Below are 24,176 nucleotides of genomic sequence, written 5' to 3' on the forward strand. Positions count from 1 at the left end.
GAAATGGATTGCCCGGCGCTATGGCGGGGCCGCGTGCCGCCCCGGCTCATGCGAGCGCCGGTCGGGTGCCTATGCGCGTTCGAGCACGACGTAGAACTTCTTGGCATCCTCGAGTGTTTCCCAGCGACCGGCGAATCCTGCGGGCAGCAGGTAGCCTTGGCCGGCGCTGAATTCCTTGCGGTTGCCGGCCACATCGATCAGTGCGACCCGGCCTTCAGTCAGCCAGACTGCTTCGTCAGCGGCCGTCTCAGGGAAGTCGACGGTGCCAACCTTGCCCTCCCACCAACCGGCGACGTATTTGCTGCTTTGACCAGCCGCACCCCGCCAGTCGATCTCGTCCATGCCGAATTCCAGTTTGGTGAATTCGCCCTCGCCGGAACCCAGCAATACGATGTCTTGAATCAGCTTGCTCATTTTTGTCTCACTCAGCGGTTGAAAGTGAGTGCAAGACTATCGATTCCAAAAAGGCCGGTATGCCCCTGTTCCGGGGGGGGCAAACGCAGTTTTATTGTCTGAGGCGACGCTAGCCTGGTGCTTTCACCAGGACGGTCCAACTGCTCGCCCTCGTGGCACAGGGCTCACTGCTACGGTGCACTGCTATACTCGCGGAAATTGCCAACGGCAGAACGGCATGCTACTGAACACATCCCATTTCAATCGAGACACCCTTCCTCTTTCCGTAAAGTTCAAGTCGCTGGGCGACCTGATCGAGGTCGTCGGTACACCTGACTTCGTACCCCAATTAGCAAGATTCCTGAATAGCGTGATTCCTATCGACGTTGCGCATGTAGAGCGCTCGCGCGTCGACGACACAATGCCATCGGGGTATCGCTGCGAATGGATCGGCAGCAGTGGAATCGACGTGGCGGCGGATACGCAGATTTCGGAGGTCATGACGCTCTATTACGAGCGCTTTCAGGCTAACGATCCGCTGTTTGCAGGCATCCGGGGGAAAACCGGAACACTGCTCGTCGTGCGCGATATCGAGGCGATTCCACCCGGCGAATTCCGTAAGCGCATTTACGATGACGTCGCCATTGCGCACGAATGCGTGCTGGCGCGTGGCTCGAGCTACAAGCAGGTTTCAATCGCGCTCGAACGGTCGCTTGATCGGCCGCCTTTTTCGCTCCCGGAAATGCGGCAGTTCCGCGATGTCAGCGATTTTCTCTTTCCGGTGCTTGAACTGCATGCATCCACCACCGCCGCCAGGCTGGTCGCACAGAGAAAATCGGCCGATCTTCCGCTGACGCGTTTCGACGCGATGGTCGCGGCTGGCGGCATTCGGCTGTCGAAACGCGAATACGAGGCCTGCAAACACTTTATCTCTGGTAAAACATTGCCCGAAACCGCGCAGATTCTCGATGTCGGCCTCGCTACGGTCACGTCCTATGCGAAGCGCGCGTTCGCGAAGCTCGGCGTGAACACCAAGCGCGAACTCGTCGCGTTGGTGAGCTGCGTCGAGGAGCACGGCGCCGTTCGTGCGACCGCGGCCACCGGGCAATCCGGGGCACTCTCCGGGTAATCCCGCACTTGCGTCGGAAGGGCTCGCGTTTGCATCGATAAACCTCGATGCGAACGCCGCGTCTTCGATATGTTTGTCCGAATGTTCTCCTCTATCATCGCGCCCATGGTTTTGATCGATGAGGAGACAGGCGCGATGAAGCACGAATTGAATCAGCCGCTGGGCGGCAACGATATGCCGCGTTTTGGCGGGATAGCCACGATGATGCGGCTACCGTATGCGGACACCACTGAGGGGCTTGATGCCTGCTTCGTCGGCGTGCCGCTTGACCTGGGCACGTCGAACCGGTCGGGGGCGCGTTTCGGGCCGCGCCAGATTCGCACGGAGTCCGTACTACTTCGCCCCTACAACATGGCAACGCGCGCGGCGCCGTTCGATTCTCTGCAGGTTGCCGATATTGGCGACGTCGCCACGAATCCGTATGACCTCAAGGACTCGATCCGTCTGATCGAGGCCGCTTACGACCGTATCGTCGAAAACGGCTGCCGGCCCATCACACTGGGCGGCGATCACACGATCGCCTGGCCGATCCTGCGCGCCCTGCACAAGAAATACGGCAAGGTTGCTGTCGTCCACGTGGATGCACATGCCGACGTCAATGACACGATGTTCGGCGAGAAGATCGCGCACGGCACGCCGTTCCGCCGCGCGGTCGAAGACGGCCTGCTGCAATGCGACAAGGTCACGCAGATCGGTCTGCGCGGTACCGGCTACCACGCTGACGACTTCGACTGGTGTCGTGAGCAGGGCTTCACGGTCGTGCAGGCAGAAGCGTGCTGGCACCGCTCGCTCGCCCCGTTGATGGAAGAAGTGCGCGAGCGCGTAGGGGACACGCCCGTGTACCTGAGTTTCGATATCGACGGACTCGATCCGGCGTTCGCGCCCGGCACGGGTACGCCCGAAGTGGGTGGCCTGACCGTCCAGCAGGGTTTGGAAATCGTGCGCGGCATGAAAGGGCTCAACGTCGTCGGCGCGGATCTCGTCGAGGTGTCGCCGCCCTATGACCAGGCGGGCACGACGGCACTTGTCGGCGCGAATCTCGCGTACGAGATGCTTTGCGTGATGCCGGGTGTTCACTATCGTTGAGAGGCCACAGTCGATGAATATGTTAGAGACTCCGTTCTTCGCGGCCGTTGGCAACGATTTGCCTGTGCTGCCCGCCGCGCGCATCGCGGGACGTGCCGTCCACGCCGGTGTGCCTGAGAGCCGCTCGCCGATCTTCAACGCGTCGACGGGTGAGACGATCGGGTGGCAGGAAAGCGCCAGCGCCGCACAGATCGATGAAGCGGTGCGCTGCGCGAGCGACGCGTTCGTCTCCTGGCGCGACTCCACGGCGGCCCGGCGCGGCGAGATCCTGCGCAAGGTCGCTGATCTCGTCGAGACCCGGCGCGACCAACTGACCGTGCTGCAGATGCGGGTGAGCGGAAAGCCTCCCGTGGAGGCCTGGGCCGACGTGAGCGATGTCGTTGCGACCTTCACTTACTACGCCGATCTTTGCACACAGGGAACCCCGTTCCAGGTGCAATCGATCGCACTCCCAGGTGATGGTGTGGCAGCGGAACAATTCCACGTACCGGTTGGCGTAGCTGCCCTGATCGTGCCGTGGAATTTCCCGATGGTCACCACCGCCTGGAAGCTCGCGCCTGCGCTTGCTGCGGGATGTACTGCTGTTCTCAAACCCTCCGAACTGACGTCGCCAGTCGAGTGGGCGCTCGTCGAACTGCTCGCCGAGGCTGGCGTCCCCGAGGGCGTTGTCAACGTGGTTAATGGCGGTGCCGAAGTCGGCGCGCTGCTCACAAAGCATCCGCTCGTCGACAAAATTTCTTTCACCGGGAGCACGGCCGCTGGTAAACATGTGATGCGTGCCGCCGCTGAGGACATGAAGCGACTGACACTGGAACTCGGCGGTAAGTCGGCGCTGATCGTTCGCGAGGACGCCGACGTCGATCTGGCAGTTTCTCTCGCGGTAGGTGGCGCGTTCGCGAATGCCGGGCAGATGTGTTCCGCCACGGCCCGCATTCTTGTGCACGACAGCCTGTACCGGAAGTTCATGACGGCTTTCGAAACAGCGGTGGACGCGCTCGTCGTGGCGCCGCCCGGAACGCGCGACGTCGCGATGGGGCCGCTGATTTCGGAGGCGCAGCGCACGCGTGTCCGCTCGCTCGTCGAAGCGGGCGTTCGGGCTGGCGCGCAGGTCGCGTTCCATGGACAAAACACGAAGGACGCGGACGGCGGCTTCTTCATGGCGCCGGTCGTGATCGCCGAGCCGCCCGCCGACAACGTTTTGTGGACCGATGAGATTTTCGGCCCTGTCGCGTGCGTCAAGTCGTTTCGGACCGACGACGAAGCCATTGCGCTCGCCAACGACACCCGCTATGGTCTGGTCGCGACGGTGGTCACGCGCGACGAGCAAATGGCGCAACACTATCAGAGTGCCGTGCGTGCCGGACTCGTATGGGTGAATACGCCCCAGCTCATCTATCCGCATGTGTCGTGGGGCGGATTCGGGCTCAGTGGGCTGGGTAGGGAACTCGGTCTGGCAGGCTTGCGCAGCTACCAGGAGTTACGTCATGCGATGCGCAATACCACGTCCTGAAGTCTGAAGCGGCATGCCGTCCACGTGGCCAGGAACGCAACCAGCCCGCGGACGGCATGAATCGAAATCCTCCGGATGTATTCAATCAGCTTCGCCGCAACCTCTCGGCAGGTCCAGGTAGGGCGGACCTGAAGGCCCGCGCATAGGGTCACCGTTAAGCGCCGCAATTCGCGGACAAAACCGGAATGCTTTTGGTCTGCCCTTGCGGTAACGCAATCGGTATTAAACGGGGAATTTGTTTTCAGTGGCGTCCTTGCTTCCTCCGAATGCCTGCTTGAAACTTTTCAACGCCGCGCGGCAGGCCATAGGGAAGTAGCGCGGATTGCGTTGCCTGCAGGGGCGTTTTAGAACGGCCGCCCGCATCGCGTCCATGCCATGCCTCGTTCCATGCGGTAATCAGAAGAAGATACTTCGGATTGCCGTAGTTGAGCGCATCGAGTGTCGCTTTCAACTCGGTGATCTGTTGCGACGGTCCTGGGATTAAGCCAATCAAGTGTTGTCAGGAAATTGCGTCGCGGAAGCTGATTTTTGCCCCACAAGGCACAAGCGCCCGTCAGAGCCGCGTAACACAAGTCAGCATGGTCAACCTTGCGTGATTGAGAGCACGTTGCGCCGGATTCACAATGGACCCTATGTGCGCGGCATCCGCGACTTGCTGGTCAGTACCAACGCGATGCCGCCAAGGATTGCTGCAGATGCAGCGGTCAGACGAGGTGTGATTGCTTCAGACAGTAACGCCACTCCGCCAAATGCAGCGATCAGCGGTACGGACAGCTGTACAGTTGCAGCCCGCATGGCGGAAAGCTTCCGCAGCGCTGCGTACCAGATGACATAGCCGATGCCGGACGTGAGCGCGCCGGAGGCAATGGCCAGGGCGAACCCAGCCTTGTCCGTGTGAGCATGGCCGGTAGCGATAAAGACCACGCTTAGCAAGAAGGCAAGCGGCGCTGCCCACGCGAAATTGCTTGCCGTGGCCGCGAGCGGGTCGGCCACTCCGCGGCCACGCAAGGAATACACGCCCCACGCCAAGCCCGCGATTGCCATCAACACTGCACCGAGGAGCGGCGGCGCAGCGACACCCGGCGACATCAGGTAGACAAGCCCCGCGACGGCCAATGCGAGACCGAGCCATGCAACAGGTCCGAATTTTTCACCGGAGCGCAAGCCTACGCTGAACATGGTCAGTTGAACCGTTCCAAACAGAATCAATGCGCCAGTGCCTGCGGGCAAGATGAGATACGCGAAGGAGAAAAACGCAACATAAGCAAACAGCATGGTCGCAGCAAGCCAGTCGGGATGGCCGGGCCAGGATCGTTCTGACCTGAATCGCACGATGACTGCGAGCGTGATCGCTCCGGAAATCAGCCGGATGCCGGCGAAGCTTGCTGGATCAATTTCCCCTTGTTGCAACGCGAGCCGGCACAACAGTGAATTGGCCGCGAAGGCGAGCATCGCCATCGTGGTCAGGATGGTCGTCTGCAAGGGGAACGAACTAGCGCGCGCTTCAAGCATGGGTCGCCACCAGGACGACTGACCACAACAGCAATGCCACGCCAAGGGGCATGCTTAGACGCTTGCCCCAGCGAACGTTCTTTTCGATCGCCATCACGGCAGCGAGCAGGAGCATCCAGCCGAGGCTGCCGGTACCGAGCGCGAACATCAATAGCATTAGCGCCCAGCAACACCCGACGCAGAACAGTCCGTGCTGCGCGCCAAGCGCGAAAGCGTGCCACGATTGCGCGTGTCCATGCCAGTGCTCGATGACGAAACTCAAGGGCGTGCGGCACTTTTCCAGGCACCGGTACTTGAGCTTGCTGAACTGAAACAGGCCGGTCACCGCAATGGTTGCGACGCCGATCAGCCAGCCATTCCAGGCCAACGTCGGTGTGCTGGCAAGCAGGGACAGCACGGCAGTGTGCAGCGCGTGCGCCAGGAGTCCGAAGGCTCCCCACACGGTCATGTAACCCAGGCCGAGCAGCATGAGGAGGCGCCCGTGATCCGGGCGCTGGGCCGTCAACCGGTCAAAGGCATTGAACAACGGCAAGGTGGTCGGCAGCATCATGGCCGCTGTCATGAGGATCCACGCGACGGCGTAAAGCACCACGGGCACGACCACATCGCCCGCGGGAACTGCGCGGCATAGAAACGCCGCCGGTCCTGACGCTGTCCAGTCGCCGTGTTCGATATAGCGTCCGTACGGACTGCGCGCCCACGCCCACAGCGCCAGCCATGCGAGTGCAATCAGCGCAGTCAGGACCGGCAGGAACACATGAACATGGCGCGAGGCGCTGGGCGGCCGAGGGCCTGCCGTTGAGTTCATGCGTCGAAGAGGAATGTGCTCTGAAGGGCGTTGTGGTTCTTGATGTCGAGGTCAATGCCGAGGGCGGCGTTCTTTGATCGATAGGTCGGGGCTTTGCCGACAAACACTGGAGCGCCGGGCACCGTCGAGAACACGGTATCGGAGAGGACGGTCTGACCACCCGTCGCGCCGAGATAGGGCTCGAGTTCGGCGTAGTAATTCGTGCCGATCTCGAGTTCGCCCTTGCCGCCGACCACGGTGAAACGGATCGGCGCCCGCTCCACCGATACGACCCGACCGATGAGCTTGGCGAGATCGGCGACGGGTCCGCCGGCCTGGCCGGTGTAGACCTTCAGCAGTGCCTCTTCCTGCGCCTTTGAAGCCTGATCGTCGATGTAGATCGCGGCAGTCCAGTTGCCTTGCAGGATATTGCCCGGAACATGGGCCACGGCCGCGATGGTATTGCCGCCGACATCGACGCCGTCGACCGTTCCCTTGTCAATTCGCCACGCGACAATGGTGTCGCAGGTACCGTTGTCAGGGTCCTCGCCGATCCAGCACGGGCACAGGACCCTACAGTTGCAAACTTCAAGCAGACGACCTTCCAGGTGATAGCTCATACGAACCTCCATTGAAGGCACGCGGACACCGACATGCCGCCGCGAGGTGCGGCTGCAAGGGCATACAAATTCTCCGGCTGCGAGATAAGCCAAGTCAAGTTCAATAACGGTCGGGCGGGCAGGCGGTCGTGCGAGGTCCTTGGGAGATTCCAGTCTGGGGAGCAGGGAGTCCTTTCATTGCGCCACGCCAGCCAGTTTTAATGCGACTTCGTACACACCGTCATCTAATCTACTTATCGATAGGTCTTGTAGCAAGAGGTAGGAAAGCATTCCTCCCGGATGCAGAGGAATGGCGCAGACTCCTTGTGGTAGTGGCGCCTGGCAGACTTCCCGTCCGCCTGGTTCGTATGCGGAAACACAAAAAAAGACGATCGGTTTCGTCATTGCATCTGGTTAACCCCATCTTTGAGCCGCAAACCACTTCGCTATCGTGCATCAAGGCGGTGATTCGAATCGCTTGTGATATGCAGCGTGGTCGAACTACCTTCTACCGCCTGGTGGCGCAGCACCTTCGAACTGACGCTGATCAACGTGCCTCTGCGGGCATCCGATGCCCCAGCAATCCTCGAAAAAACGACCGGTGCTGAGGTCCACGGTGATCCCGGTACGATTGATTACGTCGTCCACTGGCGCGCCGATCAGGCAGTTCGTGCGGCTCGCGCGAACTGCGCCGAAGCATTGAGCGTGATTCCACTGTCATTGAGAGGGACGGAAAATGCGTCTGGGTTGGTACTCTAGTCTCACGCCTGTTGAGCGGCGCACCTACTGGGCCTGTTTCGCTGGGCTTGGTCTCGATTCGATGGACGCCACTATCTATTCGCTGGTGATTCCCGCCCTGATCGCGACGCTCGGCCTGACTCGTCCGGAAGCGGGCTATCTGGCCACCGCGGCACTCCTGGGGGTTGCCATCGGCGGCTGGGGTGCCGGAATTCTTGCTGATAGAGTCGGGCGCGTCCCAGTGTTGCAGTTCACCATCTTGTGGGTTGGTATCTTCACCGTCGCGGCGGCTTTCGCCAACTCGTTTCCCGTGCTGTTTGGCATCCGCTTCATGCAAGGCTTAGGCTACGGCGGCGAGGCGGCCGTGGGTGGCGTGCTAATCAGCGAAGTCATCCGGCCCGCACTGCGCGGCCGGGTCGCTGCCTCTGTGCAGAGTGGTTATGCCCTCGGCTATGCCATCTCGGTCGCGCTGTTGCCGGTCATAGCCTCGCTGTTTCCCGAGCAGATTGGCTGGCGCGTGTTCTTCGCTATCGGGATCTTGCCGGCCGGTTTGATCTTCTTCATCCGCCGGCTCGTGCCCGAGTCGGGGGTGTACTCCGACGCAAAGGCGGCTCGCGAAAGTGGGGTGATGCCAGCACCGTTCTGGGAAATTTTCGGCCGGACACACCGGCGTCGTACCATGGCCGCTGCGGTCATGGCGACGGGCATCTATGGGGGCGCGTATGTCATGATCACGTGGCTGCCAACCTATTTACGCACCGCGTTGCACCTCTCGGTCGCGACGAGCGCTGGCTATCTCGCCTTTAACATCGCAGGTTCCCTTGTCGGGCCGTTCTTCTACGGGTGGATGTCCGACCGCATGGGCCGACGGCCGGCTTTCATGACGTTCCTGGTCCTGCAAGCTGCCAACGTCGCCGCCTATTTGCTAACTCCGATAGGGGCCGTGGTCACCATCGTGCTCAGTTTTTTTCTGGGCGCTTTTCAGGCCGCTTTAGCATCCGGCATGCTTCCGACCTTCGCCGAATTGTTCCCGACCAGCATCAGGGCCAGCGGCCAGGGTTTTTGCCTCGGAGGTGGCCGGGGTTTCGGGTCTATCGTTCCGGCGACGGTGGGGCTCCTCGCCGCGTCTTTGCCGCTCGCCACGGCGATGGGCGCGTGCGCTCTGTGCGCCTATGCGGTCGCATTCTGTGCTGCCGTGTTCTTGCCCGAGACCAGCGGAACGGACCTGCACGAGGCCTCCCTCGATCCCGCAGGACAGACCGATACCCCGCGCCTAAGCCGGCGGCCGTCGACTTGACCAAGCTCGCACGCACGCTCAAAGCGGTAACAGAGAGCCCGTTCTAAACGCTTTCACACCTGCGATGTGCGCAACCGTTAGCCCTGCCGAAGCAAACCGCAGCGAGTGACGCGCGTACAGCACCCCGGTCGTCGTCGCATTCAACGTGGTCACTTGATCCGTAAGCGGATCGACGAGGTCCGCGACCGGCTGGCCAGATTCGATCCACGTGCCGACGTCAGCACGGAATACGAGCACCCCACTTACGGGCGCTGTGACTGGTGCCGCACCCGCGAACGGTGTGGGGGGAAACGGTAGCGCTGGTAAAGGCGCGACGTCGGCATCGACGAAGCCACGATAACCCAGGTAGTGGAGGATGGCCTGAGCGTCCTGTTCTGCGAACTCATGCGACACATCCCGCTGGCCGCGCAGTTCGACGGTCACCGAAACGGCTCCATTGGGAAGCGGATGCCGCTCACCGTAACGCGCGCGCAGATTGGACCAGCAGAAGCTGTGAATTTCGTCGAATGGATTTCCGTCCGCATTCAGCGTCAGCAGCGACGCCTTGGCGCCGATGTATCGTGCGAGCGGCTCGACTTCCGGCCAGATATCCGGATTGGCGTACAGGTGCATCGCCGCGTCCCAATCGCAATGAAGATCGAGCACGACATCGGCATCGTAAGAGAGCTTTTGCAGCGCGAGCCGCTGTGACTCGAGTTCGGTTCGTGGCGTCTGTTCGTCAAGGGCTTCGCGCATCGCGGTGCGGACGGCCTCGCGGTTCTCATCGATATCGCCCGTCAGATGTGCTTCGACTCGATGCATCACCAGCGCCGTCAGGTCGTAGAAGTGGCGGTTGAAGTTCTGCGCGGTATTGCCTTCGAACCGGCCGAGGTGAGACCCGAGCAGATGCTGGTTGAGACCGATCGGATTCGCGACTGGCACGACGATCACTTCGCCGCGCAGCTTGCCTGCGGCTTCGAGGCTGGCGAAATGTCTGCGCAGGCGCCAGGCGACGAGCATGCCAGGCAGTTCGTCGGCGTGCAGCGACGCCTGAATATAAATTTTCTGGCCACCGCTCGGTCCATAGTGGAAACTGGTCAGGTGACGTTGCGTACCCAGTGTCGGCGCAATCAGTGAGTGTGTTTTGATTTGCATGGAATTCGGCGGTGTCGCTTCGGGCGCGATGCTGGTTGACTCGCGAGGGTCCAGTCTCAAACAGTCTGTTGCATTGGGTCGAGATTGTTCGTCACTTCAGGTTTCCGGTAAGAAACTGCGCTAGCCGCTCGCTTTTCGGATTGACCAGAACGTCTTGCGGACGGCCTTCCTCTTCGATTCTTCCCTTGTGCAGAAAGACCACATGGTTCGAGACGTTGCGAGCAAATCCCATCTCGTGCGTGACCACGATCATCGTGCGCCCCTCTTCAGCCAGCGACTGCATCACTTTCAACACCTCACCGACCAGTTCCGGGTCGAGCGCAGAGGTGGGTTCGTCGAACAGCATGACTTCGGGCTCCATGGCTAGCGCCCGTGCAATGGCCACTCGTTGTTGCTGGCCGCCCGACAGATGGGACGGATATTTGCCCTCCATGTTGGGCGTGAGCCCCACCTTGGCCAGGTACTTGCGAGCGCGCTGCTCCGCTTCAGCCCGACTCAAACTGAGCACGCTGCGGGGCGCCTCGATGACGTTCTCCAGAACGGTCATGTGAGCCCAGAGGTTGAAGTGCTGAAACACCATCGATAGCCTGGTGCGCATTTTCTGCAACTGCCTGGGATCGCTGACCTGCAGCGCACCTTTCCTGTCGGGCGCAGTCTTGATCTCTTCAGCGTTAAGGGTGATGCGGCCGGAGCAGGGCTGCTCCAGAAAATTTATGCACCGCAAAAATGTGCTTTTCCCTGACCCGCTTGAACCGATGATGCTGATGACATCACCCGCTTTCGCCTTGAGCGATACGCCCTTCAGAACCTCGTTGTCACCGAACTTCTTGTGCACGTCGTCGACAATCAGCTTATACATTCTCGATACACTCCATCTTGACTGCGGGCAGCCAGGTTCAATGCCCTTGCGGCTTCAAAAAGGCCAGCATGCGTGTTTCCAGCCGGCGAAATGCCCAAATCAGCGTAAAGACGATGCAGGCGTACAGCACGGCGGCGATGCTGTATGCCTGGAAAGATGCGTAGGTTGCGGAGTTGACGTCGCGCGTGATCTTCAGGATGTCAGGTACGGTGGCCGTGAATGCGAGCGTCGTCGCATGCAGCATCAGGATGACTTCGTTGCTGTAATTGGGCAGCGCGCGCCGCAACGCGGACGGCAGGATGATGCGTGTGTAGAGCTTGAACTTCGACATCCCGTAAGCTTGGGCGGCCTCGATTTCGCCATAGGGTGTCGCCTTGATCGTGCCTGCAAATATCTCGGTGACATAGGCGCATTCGTTCAACGCGAAAGCGAGCAGCGTGCAGTTCATCGCGCTGCGGAAAAACGAGTCGAGCAGCGCGTGTGAGTGCACAATCTGAAGACTGTAAATTCCCGTATAGACAATCAGCAGCTGCACATAAAGCGGCGTGCCGCGGAAGACGTACGTAAAGAGCCAGACCGGTCCGGAGATGAAACGATTGCTCGACGAGCGGGCCACTGCCAGCGGAACGGCAACGCAGAAGCCGATCCCGATCGAGAAGACCAGCAGCCACAACGTGATGACGAGACCGGTGTACCGGTATCCGTCGGTAAACAGGAAGTTCAGCCAGTATTGTCTGATGATGTCGATCACAATGCGACCCTCCGAACGCCGGTCGAGTAGTGCTTTTCCAGCCAGAGCAATGCCAGGTTCGACACGGTCGTAATGGCCAGATAGATCACGGCGGCGGTGATGGTGAAAAAGAAAAATTGCAGCGTACTTTTGCCGGCATCCTGCGTGGCCTTGACGACGTCGGCGAGGCCGATGATCGAGACAAGCGCCGTCGCCTTGACCAGCACCTGCCAGTTGTTGCCGATACCCGGTAACGCAAAGCGCATCATTTGCGGAAACATGATCCGGCTGAACACACGCCACGAACTCATGCCGTATGCGTAACCGGCCTCCAACTGCCCGCGGGGAACAGCGAGAAAAGCGCCCCGGAACGTCTCGGTAAAGTACGCGCCGTAGATGAAGCCGAGCGTGATCACACCCGCAACGAACGGGTCGATGTCGATCTGATCGACACCGATGGCGTCGGTCAGATTGTTGAGCAGGATCTGGATGCCATAGAACAGCAGCAGCATCAGCACGAGATCAGGCACCGCGCGAATCAGCGTCGTGTAGAGCGTGCCGAGGCGCGAGAGTACGCGGTTCGGCGACAGTTTCGCCGCGGCACCGCCAAGACCCAGCAGGAAAGATGCGCCGAGCGACAGCACCGCCAGCTTGATCGTTGCCCAGGTGCCCGCGAGGAGGAGCGGGCCGTACCCGTGAAGGAACATATATTCGGATCCTTGATTGCAGAGCGCCTGATGGTGCAGCCCACGCGTTCAGTGCCGTTGAACCCGTGCGGGCGCAACGGATGACTCCGCGCTCCGGCACGTTACGGAGGACTTGACGAAGCGTGCCTAGCCGCCGTACACGTCGAAGGTGAAGTACTTTTTCTCGATCTTCTCGTAGGTGCCGTCCTTGATGATGTCGGCGATGGCGTGGTCGAGCTTCGCCTTCAGGTCGGCATCATCTTTGCGCAGACCAATGCCGGCGCCGTTTCCGAGTGTCTTCGGATCGTCGATGTCCTTTCCGGCGAACTCGAAGCCTGTGCCACGCGGCGTCTTCAGGAAGCCGATGTCAGCTTCGACAGCGTCTTGCAGCGAAGCGTCCAGGCGACCCGACAGCAGGTCGGTGTAGACCTGGTCCTGGTTCTGATACGGCACAACCTTGATGCCCTTCGGCTCCCAATAGGTCTTCGCGTAGGTTTCCTGGATGGTGCCCTGTTCGACGCCGACCGCCTTGCCCTTGAGCGAATCCGCGCTCGGCTGGATGTTCGAGCCGGTCTTCGCGACGAGTCGCGTCGGCGTGTTGAACAGTTTCGACGAGAAGGCGATCTGTTCAGCACGTTGCGGCGTCATTGACATAGACGACAGCACGCCGTCGAACTTCTTGGCCTTCAGGGCAGGGATCATGCCGTCGAAGTCGTTTTCGACCCACACGCACCTGGCAGCGAGGCGCTTGCAGATTTCATTGCCGAGGTCGATATCGAACCCGGCCAGTTTGCCGTCGGCGCCTTTCGATTCAAACGGGGGATAGCTGGCATCGACGCCGAAGCGGATCGTCGACCAGTCTTTTGCGTGGGCACCGGTGGCCATGATTGCGAGTGCCATACACAGAGCGAGCTTCTTCATGAGATCTCCAGAAATTTGCGTCGTGATACCAGGCACTGCAGGAGACCGGGCGTTCCGCAGTGGCTGGACAATATTCAGAGTTGTATAGACATATAAGGCGTCGCAAGTAGGTAATGATCCGCTTCCGCCAACTTGTACATACAAGATATTCGATCGATATCCCCCACACAACTAGGGTTTTCTCCCGCCGAAGCTGGCATGGACAAGTGCATTACGAGGGCATTTCAAATTGCCAACGAAACGAAACGAGTCCAAAAAACGCGACTCAGGACGATCTTGTATATACAGAACCGAAAGTGCCTACACGTGTCTTAGTTGTCTATACAAAATAAATTTTTTGCACGTGGGCTTGCCTTCTGCGATTCGTGAGACGTCCATCAGGTCATCGACGAGCCGGGCCATCAGCGGGACCTGGCGTTCCAGCACACCGCGTGACCAGATGACCTGCTGGTCGGAAAACTCCTTCATCAAAAACAGGCGAACGGCAACCTGGATTGGCGCCAGGGGATTGCGCAGTTCATGAGCCACTGTTGCGAGGAATTCCGAAGCCGACACAGGAGCCAACGCGTTCGCTTATGGCCACCGTTGCGTCCACCGGCGCTCATATTCCATGGCGTCGAAGTGTTCGACGAGAAAGTCAATGAACGCGCGCACTTTGGAGGGCACATATTTGCGGTTCGGATACGCAATGTTCACCTTCAACCTTGGCAGATCCCAATCGTCGATAACCGGTACGAGGCGCCCAGCCACTACGTCGTCGTGAACGATGTACACCGGCTGGATGACGATTCCGAGGCCGTTCAAACCTGCATTACAGATCACCTGTCCTTCGTTCGACTCGAGCAGTCCGGTGATCTTGACGGTATGCGTTTCAGCGCCCTGCGAGAACGTCAGCTCATGCGGATTGTTCGCGAGCGTATAGATCAGAAACTGGTGGCCGGCCAGGTCTTCTAGCGTTCTCGGCACGCCGTGGCGCTCAAGATATTCGGGCGACGCGGCCAGAATACGCCGTGTTTCGGCGAGGCGACGGATCACCAGGCCCGAATCGCTTTCATGTTCGCGGGTGCGGATGGCGAGATCAATGCCACTCTCGATCAGGTCGAAGTAGCGGTTGGCGGCAGTGATGGCGACATCCAGCTTTGGGTGCCGTGCGGTGAACTCGGGCAGAAGCGGCGCGATGATCTGCGAGCAGAACGAGACCGATCCCGTGATCCGCAGTGTCCCGGACGGACTTAGCAGGGCCGAATTCACCTGAGCCTCAGCTTCCTGCATTTCGGAGGCGATATTGCGGCAGCGTCGATAGAACTCGTCGCCAACCTCGGTCAGGTACAGACGCCGTGTGTTGCGCTCGACCAGACGTGCGCCGAGCCGTTGCTCGAGATTGGCCAGGTGCCGGCCTGCGGCGGACGTCGACAGACCCAGCACCTCAGCCGCTCTCGAAATGCTGCCGCGCTCCGCAGTTTCGATGAAAAGCTGCACCTCCACCCACTTGTCCAAAGGCGTCTCCTGTCCGTTCCCATGCAACTGGTTGCGGTTTCCCGCAACACGGGATTGTGTTTCCCGCAGCAGAGCTTTTTCCCCGGCTGGCGGCAGACTATATTTTGTACCAAAGCACACATGAATTGGAGACAGCATGCGAAACGTTGATGAAGACACGATTACCCAGATCGTCCTGGCGCGCCACGCAGAGGCCCGAAATCCGCGTCTCAAGCAGATCATGACCAGCGTCGTCCAGCATCTTCACGCGTTTGCCCGCGACGTCGAGCTGACCGAGGAGGAATGGTTTGCGGGCATCCAGTTTCTGACCGATGTTGGGCACATCACCGACGACAAGCGGCAGGAGTTCATTCTGCTTTCAGACACGCTTGGCCTGTCGATGCTGGTCACCGCGCTCAACAACCGTAAGCCTGTCGGCTGTACCGAGTCGACGGTATTCGGGCCGTTCTTCGTGGAGAACGCGCCGGAGTACGAGAATGGCGACGACGTGGCGAACGGCGCCAAGGGCGAGCCCTGTTTCGTAACAGGGCGCGTCACGGGGCTGGCTGGCGAACCGGTGCCGAACGCACATATCGAGGTTTGGCAGGCGGACTCGGACGGCTTCTACGACGTGCAGTACGAAGACGCGACGCAAAGCCAGGGGCGCGGCGCGCTGAAGAGTCTCGCCGACGGCACGTTCCACTTCCGCTCGATCACCGCGGAGTCCTATCCAATTCCGCACGACGGCCCGGTGGGTCGAATGCTGAAGGCACTCGGGCGCCACCCGTGGCGGCCGGCGCATCTGCACTTCATGATCGACGCACCAGGCTACGAACGCCTGATCACCCACGTGTTCCGTTCGGGCGACGAATACCTGGACTCCGACGCGGTCTTCGGCGTGCGTTCATCGCTGATTGCGAACTGGCAGCGCCATGAGACGGGCAACGCGCCGGACGGCACCCAGATCGACACACCGTTTAGCACGCTCGACTTTACTTTTGTTCTCAACCGCGCGGACGGCGCGGGTAACCGTCGAGCGTAGCTTCCGCGAGTTCTCGCGCCCTTGCGCAGTGGCGAGCAGCACACTTCAGCCGGGTCGGCAGACGCTGGCCTAGCAACACGCCCATCGATAGAGACAGAGTGAACTCATGATCAAGCACATCGTGATGTGGAACCTGAAGGGCAACACACCCGACGAGAAAGCAACGTCTGTTCGCCGTCTCAAGGCGGCATTCGAAGGACTGGTCGGCAAGATTCCCGGACTGCTGCACATGGAAATCGGCGTGGACACGAGCCATGTCGATTACGCGTGCGACGTCGTGCTTTATTCGGAATTCGACTCGCACGAGTCGCTGTTGGCTTATGCGGTCCACGCCGAACATCTGCGCGTGAAGGCGGAACTGGGTGATCTGCGGATTGGGCGCTACCAGGTGGATTACCAGAGCGCGCCGGTTTCGATGCGTGCCGTGGCTTGAACGCGAGCCGGACATAGCCGGCCGCCTGCTGGAGGAGACAATAGATGACACGCAAGCTGATCAAGGGCGGATACGTCGTCTCGATGGACGCGCGTATCGGCTCAGGCGAACTGGACGTACTGATCGACGGCAGCCGCATTGGAGACGTCGCGCGCGGCCTCGATGTGGACGATGCGGAAGCGGTCGACGCGCGCGGCTGCATCGTGCTGCCGGGCCTTGTTAACGCCCATTTGCACACATGGCAGACCGCGTTGCGCGGCCTCGCGTCGAACTGGACGCTGCCGCAATACTTCCGTAGCGTGCACGCGGGCCTCGCTGCGCTGTTTACGCCGGACGATCTGTTTATCGGCACACTGGCCGGCGCACTGAACCAGCTCGACTGCGGCACCACGACGCTCGGCGACTGGTGCCATAACAATCCGACGCCGACCCATACTGACCGCGCGATCGACGGGCTGATCGAAGCAGGGATACGTGGGGTATTCCTGCATGGCTCACCGAAACCCGATCCGAAGCCCGGTCAAAAGCATTTCAGCGAAATTCCGCATCCGCGCGCCGAGATTGAACGGCTGCTGAAGCACCGTCTCACGAATCGCGATGCGCTGGTCACACTGGGCATGGCGATCCTCGGGCCTCACTACTCGACCTATGAAGTCTCCGTGCACGACTTCCGGCTCGCGCACGAGTATGGCCTCGTTGCAAGCATGCATTGCGCGGGTCTCGACGCCAAAACGCCCGACGGCTGGGAACGCCTCGCGGCAGAAGGATTGCTCGACGCGCATACCAACGTTGTGCACGGCAACAACCTCACGGACGCGCAACTGCAACTGATGCTTGATTGCGGCGTCACGTTCTCGATCGCGCCGGAAACTGAAATGCTGCAAGGCCATGGGCATCCCATCACCGGGCGCCTGCGGGATGCGGGTCATGCGCCCTCGCTTGGGGTCGATCTGGAATCCGCAATTGCCGGCGACATGTTCACGGTCGCGCGCATGGCGCTGGCTTCGCAACGTGCGCTCGACAATGCTGCGTCGCGTCAGACAAAAGGCCAGCTGCCGCCGACGTCGACGATGTCGTGCAACGACGCGCTCGCCTGGATCACGCTACGCGGCGCCGAGGCGCTCGGGCTCGCCGATCGTATCGGGTCGCTCACGCCAGGCAAGCAGGCCGATGTGATCCTGGTGCGCGCCGATACCTTGAACATGCGCCCGCTGCATGACCCCGTGGCGGCCGCAATCATGCAGGGCAGCCCCGCAAACATCGATACGGTAATCGTGGACGGCGAGTTCAGGAAGCGGCACGGCAAGCTGCTGTACGCGTCGCTCGCGCGCCGTCTGGAGGAGCTCGACGCATCGGGGCGGCGCATCGCTAACGGGCTGAACAACCTGCTTGCCGCGCATTGACGCACGAGCGCTTTCGTCTTTTGTCATTTCAGGAGCCACGTCATGAATGAAGCGAAGCCGGCCACGCGGGTCGGATTCATTGGTATCGGCAACATGGGACTGCCAATGGGCACGAATCTGCTCAAAGCGGGCTACCCGGTCATTGCATTTGACCGCGCCAAGGACCGGCTGGGCGAGATCGTCTCTCGCGGCGCGGTGCGCGCGGAGTCGGTGGCGCAGGTGGCCCGCGAGGCGGACGTGGTGTTCACGTCCTTGCCGAATGACGCGATCCTTCGCAGCGTCGCGCTCGGTGACGGCGGCGTCGTTGCGAATGCAGGTGCCGGCACGATCTACATGGACACGAGTACCGTGTCACCGGCCGTGTCGGCTGAGGTTGCCGAGGCTGCGCGCGAACATGGCGTGCGCTATCTGCGCACGACGGTGTCGGGGAACGGTGTCGTCGCGGCGGCGGCCGCGCTCACCGTGATGGCTTCAGGGCCACGCGAGGCATACGACGTAGTGCTGCCGTTGATCAATGCGATCGGACGTCGCGCGTTCTATCTGGGCGAGGCCGAAGAGGCGCGTCTGATGAAGCTTGCGGTCAATCTGATGATTTCGGTCTCGTCGGGCATGATCGGCGAGGCGTTGACGCTTGGCCGCAAGAGCGGACTCGACTGGTCGCAGATGCTGGAAGTCCTCGCGTCGAGTCATGTCGCCTCACCGATGGTCCTGTACAAGGTGCCGCCGCTAAAAGAGCGCGACTTCAGCTCGACGATGTCAGCGATCACGCAGACCAAAGACGTCGACCTGATTCTCGATTGCGCGGCGGCGAGCCACGTACCGCTGCCTCTCACGTCGGCGGTGCGCGGCCTGTTTCAAGGATTGATCTCGACTGGCGGCGGCGAAGACGACTACATCGCGCTGGTGCATCACGTCGAAGCGCTGTCGGGGGTGGTATGAACGCTTCCATTGCGCACTCTCGTTCGCTGCTCCGCACGGAGGCGACATGAACGCACATTCAGGACGTCTTGCGTCGTTGCGCAGCGCGCTGCCGTTCGGCAGCGGCGGCACGCGCCCTGACGACGCCCCAGTGAACCCGTCCGCGGACACGGGTACAAATTCCGCCCGCGCCGCGCGCGACGGCGAGCCGCTGCTCGAACTGCGCGGCATCGCCAAGCAGTTTCCTGGCGTGCGTGCGCTCGACGGCGTGAGCTTCGCGGTCCGTGCGGGTGAAGTGCATATGCTGCTCGGCGAAAACGGCGCCGGCAAGTCGACGCTGATGAAAGTCATGAGCGGCGTCTATCGCGCCGACGAGGGCACCTTCATGCATCTCGGTCAGCCGGTGCAGATCCAGTCCCCGAAAGACGCGCAGGCGCTTGGTGTGGCGGTGATTTATCAGGAGTTCTCACTGGTGCCGCACCTCGACATCGCGCAGAACATCTTCATTGGCCGCGAGTATCCGGGGCGGTTGCCGGGAACCATTGATAACGCACGCGCGCACATCGAAGCGAAGAAGGTACTGGACCTGCTTGGGTTCGATTGCGACACCCATACACCGGTCGAACGGCTGGGCGTTGCGCAGCAGCAGATGGTCGAAATTGCCAAGGCGCTGTCGCAGCGTGCCCGCATTCTGGTGATGGACGAGCCCACCGCGCCGCTTTCGGAGCGCGAAACGGAGAACCTGTTCCGCGTCATCCGCATGCTGAAACAGGATGGCGTCGCGATCGTCTACATCTCGCACCGGATGAGCGAAGTGTTTGCACTTGGTGAACGCATCACGGTGCTGCGCGACGGCCGTATGGTCGGCGCGACTCGCCCAGCCGACACCACGCCAGCTGAACTTGTTCGCATGATGGTGGGCCGGGATGTCGACCTGACCTACGCGCGCCGCTTTTGCGACACGCCGGGCCAGCCTGCGCTGGTCATGCGCGGCGTCCATTCGCCGAACGGCATCCACGACGTCAACCTGGAAGTGCGTGCGGGCGAGATCGTCGGACTCGCGGGGTTGGTGGGTTCGGGGCGCTCGGAAGTGGCGCGCGCGGCCTTCGGCATCGACCCGGTTAGCGCTGGCGAAGTCGACGTGTTCGGCAAGCGGCGGCGCGGCGAACCCCACGAGTCGGTCAAGCTCGGCATGGCGCTGATTCCAGAGAGCCGTAAGCACGAGGGCCTCGCGGTCACGCGCTCGGTCGGCGACAACCTGATGTTGTCGGGGCTTGGGAAGCTGTTCCCCGGTGGCTGGTTCCGTCCGCGTGAGGCGCGTCAGTTGGCCCGCGACATGATTGCCGAATTGCGCATCGCGACGCCGACCGTCGGACGCCGTACGGCATTTCTAAGCGGCGGCAACCAACAGAAAATTGTGATCGGAAAATGGCTGGCCACTGAGGCTCGTCTCCTGATTTTCGACGAACCGACACGCGGCATTGACGTCGGCGCAAAGGCCGAAATCTTCGCGCTGATCAGCAAGCTGGTCGAAGAGGGTGCGGCGGTGCTGCTGATCAGTTCCGAACTGCCGGAGATCGTGCATGTGTGCGATCGCGCGTATGTGATGCGCGAGGGCACAGTGGCCGGTCACCTGAACCGCGATCAGTTGTCGGAAGAAAACCTTCTCGCCTTGGGGATGCATGATGCGTAATGCACAGGTTATGGACGCGCCGCACAACTGGATGGCAGTGCCTGCCCGCGTGCCGGGTGTCGCCTGGATGATGGTGGCGATGCTGGTAGGGTTCACGGCGCTGAATCGCCAGTTTGTTGATGTGGCGAATCTCGTCAATATCGGTTCGCAGTCTTCGATTCTTTTGCTGATTGCGCTGCCGATGACCTTCGTCATCCTGACCGAAGGTATCGACGTGTCGGCTGGCGCGGTGGCGGCGGCTTCGAGTGTCGCGCTCGGTTGTGTGATGCAGGCAGGCGCGCACACATGGCTTGGCATCGTGGTCGCCATCGGCACCGGCGCGCTGTTCGGTCTTGTCAACGGTTCGCTGATTGCGTGGCTCAGGCTGCCGCCATTCGTCGTCACACTCGGCACGATGGGGATGGCCCAGGGTATCGCACTGCTGCTGAGCGGCGGCCAGAGCATTACCGGGATCGGTACGGCAATCCCCGTCCTCTACAACGGCGCGGTGCTTGGCGTGCCCGCTCCGCTAATCGTTGCGGTGCTCGCTTATGCGTTGAATCACGTTCTCATGTATCGCAGCCGCGTCGGCATCTATGCGCGAGCGATCGGCGGCAATCCCGAGTCGTTGCGATTTGCGGGCGTCTCCGCGCGTGCCTGGCAGATCGGTATCTATACGTTTGCGGGGGCAATGTTCGGCATCGCCGCGGTGCTGCTGACGGCCCGCATGAGTACGGCGCATCCAACCGCCTCGCTCGGACTCGAGTTCGACGCGATTGCTGCGGTGATCGTCGGTGGCACGTCGTTCGAGAAAGGCAAGGGCGGTCTTCCCGGCACGCTACTGGGCGTGCTCACGATTGGCATGCTGCGCAATGGTCTCGATCTGGTCGGCGTGCCGTCGTCGGTGCAGGTGTCGTGCATCGGTGTGCTGGTGCTGCTTGCTCTCTTCGTCGAAGGATGGAAGACACGATGAACTACCACCGCGCTGACTATTGCTTACCGCGGGAGGCAAGATGAACTACCCCCACGCTCACAACTGTTCGCTGCCCCCCAAGGGGGCGGTTGCCTCCCTCGGGGCGGCCCACCGGGAGGCATCATGAACTCGCTTACCTCATTTTCCGGCCTGCTCAAGCCGGGCGAAAACTTCTCGAAGCTCGCGTCGCGGCTCGCGGCCGTGTTGATCGTCGCCGTGGCGCTGTCGTTCGCAAGCGATGCGTTTCTCACCCCGGGCAATCTGCTTAACGTGCTGCGCCAGGCCAGCCTGCTGTTCCTGATGGCATCGGGCCTTACGCTGGTCGTGCTGACGGCTGGCATCGACCTGTCGATCGGTGCGAACGTCGCATTGTCAGCGTGCCTCGCCGGCACCGTAATCAAGGCCACGGGGTCACCGCTCGCCGGCGCGGCTGTGGCGTTAGCGAGCGGCACGCTGGTGGGGCTCGTGAATGGCGGCCTGGTGGCCGTCCTGCGGATGCCATCGTTCATCGCGACCTACGGAATGATGTGGCTGATCAACGGCTATACCTATTACTTCATGGCCGGCAACACGATCTACGGCTTCCCGCATGGGTTCCGTCAACTGGGCAGCGGTTATCTGTTTTCGATTCCGGTGCCGGTCTATCTGATGCTGGTGTTTCTCGCGCTCGCGGCGTTGTTCGCCGGGCGGACCATTTATGGTCAGCAGGTCTACGCGATTGGCTCGAACCCGGTTGCCGCGCGTTTTTCCGGTGTGCCCGTGAAAAGCAGGCTGGTGCTGGTGTACACGCTAAGCGGCTTGATGGCCGGCCTCGGCAGTCTTGTCTTTCTCGCCCGGCTGAACTCGGCGGAAGGCGACATCGGCGAGCCACTGACGCTGCCGGCCATTGCCGCGGTACTAATCGGCGGAACTTCTCTCTTCGGCGGCATCGGCACGCCGTACGGCACGCTGATCGGTGCGCTGTTGCTGACGCTCGTGTTGAACGGCCTGAACCTGCTCAACATCGACGCGAACTGGCAACCGTTCGTGACGGGCGCAATCATCATCGTCGCGGTGCTGGTGGACTCGCTAAGCCGTCGGCGACAGGAAGCGCGCGCCTAGCGTGTGCAGCTTTACATGGCAGTGGAGTGGGCGTTCCGCGTGGGACCAGAGTAACGCGCTAAAACGCGAACGCTGGTCGACACTGGAGAACATCGGGATGAATCGAGGAGCGATGATGGCGCATGATTTGCGGCGAGTGGTGTGGCTGGGAAATGGCAACACCGACACTGAAGGATTAAAGGACACGCTGACGCGCGAACTACGTGAACGCGATGTACGCGTGGAAATGTCGCCCGATGCGGCGTTCGACTCAGAAGCCGACGTGGTGATTACCGCCTGCGCGGACGACGACGAACTGCGAGCGCTTTTGCTGGGAACGGATGGAGTACTGAACGCAGTCCACGCAGGACTCCTGCTGGTTGATATCAGTCCCGTGAGCGAGCCGCTGTCGCGCGAGATTGACGCCGCAGCACAGCGCGCGAACGTCGCCTATCTGCGCGCGCCGCTGACGTTGGGGCCGGGGCAGGCTGGCGAGCGCGTCTATACCGCGATGGTCAGCGGGCCACGCGAAGCCCGGCAGCGCGCGGAGGTGCTGCTCCATGCGTTGGCGGGAAAGGTCATTTATCTCGGTGACGGTGACGAGGCGCGCGCGATGACGCGCGTACTCGACGTGATGACGGGTGTGTCAATGGCGATGTGGGCGGAAGCGCTGGTATTCGGCGAAGCCGTCGGCCTTGACTGGCGCGAGATGCTCGATGTCATGCAGACCAGTGCGATCGGCTCGCCAGTAATCCAGTCGCACACGCCACAGGTCGCGCAGCGCGATTTCCATTCGCTGCCCGGTTGCAAACAGATGACTGAACGCCTCGGTGCGGCGCTCGCGCATGGCAAGGCGACGGGCACCGTGTTGATGCTGACGGGTCAGGCGCATCAGATGTATCTCGGTGCCATGCACCACGGCCTCGCGCAGCAGGGACTGACAGCGATCGTTCCATGGCTCGAGACGGCCGCGGGCGTGCGGCCCGATTCCACACAACCTGCGACGCGCTAATTCGGCGCAGTCCAGCGGTACGCGGGCCGAACGCCGCGAAAGGGAATAATGAACATGTCGAAGACACTATCAGCAGACGCACTCGATACGCTTTTTTTCCGTGCCCGGACTCAAAACGACTGGCTAGACAAGCCAGTGACCGATGAGCAATTGCACGCGCTCTATGACTTGATGAAACATGGCCCGACGAGCATGAATACGTCCCCGGCGCGCCTGGTCTTTCTGCGCACGCCCGAGGCGAAGGCGCGCCTGCTGCCCGCGCTGGCGCCAGGCAATGTCGACAAGACGCGCGCCGCCCCGGTGTGCGCGATCGTCGCTTACGACCGTCGCTTTCATGACCGCTTGCCTGTGCTGTTTCCGCATCGTGCCGATGCGAGCGGGATCTTCGAGGGCAAGTCCGATCTGATCGAAAGCACGGCGTTTCGTAACGGCAGCCTGCAGGGCGCCTACCTGATTGTCGCCGCGCGTGCGCTTGGACTCGACTGCGGGCCGATGTCGGGTTTCGACGCGCAAAAAGTCAACGACGCTTTCTTTCCGGACGGCGACGTCAAGGTCAATTTCCTTTGCAATCTGGGCTACGGCGATTCCGACAAGGTGCTTGGGCGGCTGCCGCGTCTTTCGTTCGACGAGGCCTGCACGTTGCTGTAACGGCGACTCTACGTCAAACATTGAGGTCACCCGGTCATGCTGGATTCGTTTATCTATCAGATGGTCCCGGCCCGAGTCGTGTTCGGCCGCGGCACGAGCGCGGCGCTGCCTGCCGAGGCGGAGCGCCTCGGTCTGAAC

24 protein-coding genes are annotated in these 24,176 nt (G+C 61.3%); 13 read left to right on the plus strand and 11 right to left on the minus strand.

Annotated elements, in window-relative coordinates; translation table 11 throughout:
• Positions 1-69: 69 nt before the first annotated feature.
• Positions 70-414, minus strand: coding sequence for a cupin domain-containing protein (locus tag WCA85_RS19435; RefSeq protein WP_424066504.1), 345 nt, complete (start codon positions 412-414; stop codon positions 70-72).
• Between the two features lie 217 nt (positions 415-631).
• Between WCA85_RS19435 and WCA85_RS19440 the strand changes: the two genes are divergently transcribed.
• From WCA85_RS19440 to WCA85_RS19450, 3 genes are all read left to right on the plus strand, one after another.
• Positions 632-1,522, plus strand: a complete 891-nt coding sequence (locus WCA85_RS19440) for a helix-turn-helix transcriptional regulator (protein ID WP_424066505.1) — start codon at positions 632-634, stop codon at positions 1,520-1,522.
• A gap of 135 nt (positions 1,523-1,657) precedes the next feature.
• The gene (gene speB, locus WCA85_RS19445) at positions 1,658-2,608 is read left to right on the plus strand and encodes an agmatinase (protein WP_424066506.1); all 951 of its coding nucleotides are present in this window, start codon (positions 1,658-1,660) and stop codon (positions 2,606-2,608) included.
• A gap of 19 nt (positions 2,609-2,627) precedes the next feature.
• Positions 2,628-4,118, plus strand: a complete 1,491-nt coding sequence (locus WCA85_RS19450; RefSeq protein WP_424066528.1) for an aldehyde dehydrogenase family protein — start codon at positions 2,628-2,630, stop codon at positions 4,116-4,118.
• Positions 4,119-4,748: 630 nt separating this feature from the next.
• Here the strand turns inward: WCA85_RS19450 and WCA85_RS19455 are convergent.
• The 3 genes from WCA85_RS19455 to WCA85_RS19465 are packed head-to-tail and all read right to left on the minus strand — an operon-like array spanning position 4,749 to position 7,037.
• Complete coding sequence (locus WCA85_RS19455) at positions 4,749-5,630, minus strand: DMT family transporter (protein WP_424066507.1); 882 nt, start codon at positions 5,628-5,630, stop codon at positions 4,749-4,751.
• On the minus strand, positions 5,623-6,438 hold the full coding sequence (locus WCA85_RS19460; RefSeq protein ID WP_424066508.1) for a DUF2182 domain-containing protein: 816 nt from the start codon (positions 6,436-6,438) through the stop codon (positions 5,623-5,625). Before WCA85_RS19460 ends, WCA85_RS19455 begins: the two co-directional genes overlap by 8 nt.
• Positions 6,435-7,037, minus strand: coding sequence for a DUF1326 domain-containing protein (locus tag WCA85_RS19465; RefSeq protein WP_424066509.1), 603 nt, complete (start codon positions 7,035-7,037; stop codon positions 6,435-6,437). The genes WCA85_RS19460 and WCA85_RS19465 overlap by 4 nt, the downstream gene beginning before the upstream one ends.
• 715 nt (positions 7,038-7,752) lie before the next feature.
• Between WCA85_RS19465 and WCA85_RS19470 the strand changes: the two genes are divergently transcribed.
• Positions 7,753-9,051: an MFS transporter gene (locus tag WCA85_RS19470; protein WP_424066510.1), complete on the plus strand. Its 1,299-nt coding sequence runs from the start codon at positions 7,753-7,755 to the stop codon at positions 9,049-9,051.
• A gap of 18 nt (positions 9,052-9,069) precedes the next feature.
• Here the strand turns inward: WCA85_RS19470 and WCA85_RS19475 are convergent, their stop codons facing one another.
• The 7 genes from WCA85_RS19475 to WCA85_RS19505 all read right to left on the minus strand — a co-directional run bounded on the left by WCA85_RS19475 (position 9,070) and on the right by WCA85_RS19505 (position 14,878).
• The gene (locus WCA85_RS19475) at positions 9,070-10,185 is read right to left on the minus strand and encodes a succinylglutamate desuccinylase/aspartoacylase family protein (protein ID WP_424066511.1); all 1,116 of its coding nucleotides are present in this window, start codon (positions 10,183-10,185) and stop codon (positions 9,070-9,072) included.
• A 91-nt stretch (positions 10,186-10,276) separates the two neighbouring features.
• Positions 10,277-11,044 (minus strand): ABC transporter ATP-binding protein, encoded by a 768-nt coding sequence (locus WCA85_RS19480; RefSeq protein ID WP_424066512.1) that lies wholly within the window; start codon positions 11,042-11,044, stop codon positions 10,277-10,279.
• Positions 11,045-11,081: 37 nt separating this feature from the next.
• On the minus strand, positions 11,082-11,795 hold the full coding sequence (locus WCA85_RS19485; RefSeq protein WP_424066513.1) for an ABC transporter permease: 714 nt from the start codon (positions 11,793-11,795) through the stop codon (positions 11,082-11,084).
• The gene (locus tag WCA85_RS19490; RefSeq protein WP_424066514.1) at positions 11,792-12,481 is read right to left on the minus strand and encodes an ABC transporter permease; all 690 of its coding nucleotides are present in this window, start codon (positions 12,479-12,481) and stop codon (positions 11,792-11,794) included. The genes WCA85_RS19485 and WCA85_RS19490 overlap by 4 nt, the downstream gene beginning before the upstream one ends.
• Before the next feature lie 126 nt (positions 12,482-12,607).
• Positions 12,608-13,381: an ABC transporter substrate-binding protein gene (locus WCA85_RS19495; RefSeq protein ID WP_424066515.1), complete on the minus strand. Its 774-nt coding sequence runs from the start codon at positions 13,379-13,381 to the stop codon at positions 12,608-12,610.
• Between the two features lie 300 nt (positions 13,382-13,681).
• Positions 13,682-13,936: a histidine kinase dimerization/phospho-acceptor domain-containing protein gene (locus tag WCA85_RS19500; RefSeq protein WP_424066516.1), complete on the minus strand. Its 255-nt coding sequence runs from the start codon at positions 13,934-13,936 to the stop codon at positions 13,682-13,684.
• Positions 13,937-13,954: 18 nt separating this feature from the next.
• Positions 13,955-14,878: a LysR family transcriptional regulator gene (locus WCA85_RS19505; protein ID WP_424066517.1), complete on the minus strand. Its 924-nt coding sequence runs from the start codon at positions 14,876-14,878 to the stop codon at positions 13,955-13,957.
• A gap of 136 nt (positions 14,879-15,014) precedes the next feature.
• On the opposite strand from WCA85_RS19505, the gene WCA85_RS19510 reads away from it, so the two are divergent.
• From WCA85_RS19510 to WCA85_RS19550, 9 genes are all read left to right on the plus strand, one after another.
• Positions 15,015-15,899, plus strand: coding sequence for an intradiol ring-cleavage dioxygenase (locus WCA85_RS19510; protein WP_424066518.1), 885 nt, complete (start codon positions 15,015-15,017; stop codon positions 15,897-15,899).
• A 106-nt stretch (positions 15,900-16,005) separates the two neighbouring features.
• Positions 16,006-16,332: a Dabb family protein gene (locus WCA85_RS19515; protein ID WP_424066519.1), complete on the plus strand. Its 327-nt coding sequence runs from the start codon at positions 16,006-16,008 to the stop codon at positions 16,330-16,332.
• Positions 16,333-16,376: 44 nt separating this feature from the next.
• The gene (locus WCA85_RS19520; protein WP_424066520.1) at positions 16,377-17,735 is read left to right on the plus strand and encodes an amidohydrolase family protein; all 1,359 of its coding nucleotides are present in this window, start codon (positions 16,377-16,379) and stop codon (positions 17,733-17,735) included.
• Positions 17,736-17,777: 42 nt separating this feature from the next.
• Positions 17,778-18,674 (plus strand): NAD(P)-dependent oxidoreductase, encoded by an 897-nt coding sequence (locus WCA85_RS19525; RefSeq protein WP_424066521.1) that lies wholly within the window; start codon positions 17,778-17,780, stop codon positions 18,672-18,674.
• A gap of 46 nt (positions 18,675-18,720) precedes the next feature.
• The gene (locus WCA85_RS19530) at positions 18,721-20,346 is read left to right on the plus strand and encodes a sugar ABC transporter ATP-binding protein (RefSeq protein ID WP_424066522.1); all 1,626 of its coding nucleotides are present in this window, start codon (positions 18,721-18,723) and stop codon (positions 20,344-20,346) included.
• On the plus strand, positions 20,336-21,298 hold the full coding sequence (locus tag WCA85_RS19535) for an ABC transporter permease (RefSeq protein WP_424066523.1): 963 nt from the start codon (positions 20,336-20,338) through the stop codon (positions 21,296-21,298). Before WCA85_RS19530 ends, WCA85_RS19535 begins: the two co-directional genes overlap by 11 nt.
• Positions 21,299-21,421: 123 nt before the next feature.
• Positions 21,422-22,399, plus strand: a complete 978-nt coding sequence (locus tag WCA85_RS19540; protein ID WP_424066524.1) for an ABC transporter permease — start codon at positions 21,422-21,424, stop codon at positions 22,397-22,399.
• Positions 22,400-22,496: 97 nt separating this feature from the next.
• Complete coding sequence (locus WCA85_RS19545) at positions 22,497-23,390, plus strand: NAD(P)-dependent oxidoreductase (protein WP_424066525.1); 894 nt, start codon at positions 22,497-22,499, stop codon at positions 23,388-23,390.
• Positions 23,391-23,444: 54 nt separating this feature from the next.
• Positions 23,445-24,038 (plus strand): malonic semialdehyde reductase, encoded by a 594-nt coding sequence (locus WCA85_RS19550; RefSeq protein ID WP_424066526.1) that lies wholly within the window; start codon positions 23,445-23,447, stop codon positions 24,036-24,038.
• The last annotated feature ends 138 nt before the right edge of the window (positions 24,039-24,176 follow it).

Source organism: Paraburkholderia sp. (assembly GCF_049581445.1).
Lineage (GTDB): Bacteria > Pseudomonadota > Gammaproteobacteria > Burkholderiales > Burkholderiaceae > Paraburkholderia.

Bases quoted from the DNA above. Each gene is read 5' to 3' on its own strand.
- WCA85_RS19435 (WP_424066504.1), bottom strand. From the start codon at position 414: ATGAGCAAGCTGATTCAAGACATCGTATTGCTGGGTTCCGGCGAGGGC.
- WCA85_RS19440 (WP_424066505.1), top strand. From the start codon at position 632: ATGCTACTGAACACATCCCATTTCAATCGAGACACCCTTCCTCTTTCC.
- speB (WP_424066506.1), top strand. From the start codon at position 1,658: ATGAAGCACGAATTGAATCAGCCGCTGGGCGGCAACGATATGCCGCGT.
- WCA85_RS19450 (WP_424066528.1), top strand. From the start codon at position 2,628: ATGTTAGAGACTCCGTTCTTCGCGGCCGTTGGCAACGATTTGCCTGTG.
- WCA85_RS19455 (WP_424066507.1), bottom strand. From the start codon at position 5,630: ATGCTTGAAGCGCGCGCTAGTTCGTTCCCCTTGCAGACGACCATCCTG.
- WCA85_RS19460 (WP_424066508.1), bottom strand. From the start codon at position 6,438: ATGAACTCAACGGCAGGCCCTCGGCCGCCCAGCGCCTCGCGCCATGTT.
- WCA85_RS19465 (WP_424066509.1), bottom strand. From the start codon at position 7,037: ATGAGCTATCACCTGGAAGGTCGTCTGCTTGAAGTTTGCAACTGTAGG.
- WCA85_RS19470 (WP_424066510.1), top strand. From the start codon at position 7,753: ATGCGTCTGGGTTGGTACTCTAGTCTCACGCCTGTTGAGCGGCGCACC.
- WCA85_RS19475 (WP_424066511.1), bottom strand. From the start codon at position 10,185: ATGCAAATCAAAACACACTCACTGATTGCGCCGACACTGGGTACGCAA.
- WCA85_RS19480 (WP_424066512.1), bottom strand. From the start codon at position 11,044: ATGTATAAGCTGATTGTCGACGACGTGCACAAGAAGTTCGGTGACAAC.
- WCA85_RS19490 (WP_424066514.1), bottom strand. From the start codon at position 12,481: ATGTTCCTTCACGGGTACGGCCCGCTCCTCCTCGCGGGCACCTGGGCA.
- WCA85_RS19495 (WP_424066515.1), bottom strand. From the start codon at position 13,381: ATGAAGAAGCTCGCTCTGTGTATGGCACTCGCAATCATGGCCACCGGT.
- WCA85_RS19510 (WP_424066518.1), top strand. From the start codon at position 15,015: ATGCGAAACGTTGATGAAGACACGATTACCCAGATCGTCCTGGCGCGC.
- WCA85_RS19515 (WP_424066519.1), top strand. From the start codon at position 16,006: ATGATCAAGCACATCGTGATGTGGAACCTGAAGGGCAACACACCCGAC.
- WCA85_RS19520 (WP_424066520.1), top strand. From the start codon at position 16,377: ATGACACGCAAGCTGATCAAGGGCGGATACGTCGTCTCGATGGACGCG.
- WCA85_RS19525 (WP_424066521.1), top strand. From the start codon at position 17,778: ATGAATGAAGCGAAGCCGGCCACGCGGGTCGGATTCATTGGTATCGGC.
- WCA85_RS19530 (WP_424066522.1), top strand. From the start codon at position 18,721: ATGAACGCACATTCAGGACGTCTTGCGTCGTTGCGCAGCGCGCTGCCG.
- WCA85_RS19535 (WP_424066523.1), top strand. From the start codon at position 20,336: ATGATGCGTAATGCACAGGTTATGGACGCGCCGCACAACTGGATGGCA.
- WCA85_RS19540 (WP_424066524.1), top strand. From the start codon at position 21,422: ATGAACTCGCTTACCTCATTTTCCGGCCTGCTCAAGCCGGGCGAAAAC.
- WCA85_RS19545 (WP_424066525.1), top strand. From the start codon at position 22,497: ATGAATCGAGGAGCGATGATGGCGCATGATTTGCGGCGAGTGGTGTGG.
- WCA85_RS19550 (WP_424066526.1), top strand. From the start codon at position 23,445: ATGTCGAAGACACTATCAGCAGACGCACTCGATACGCTTTTTTTCCGT.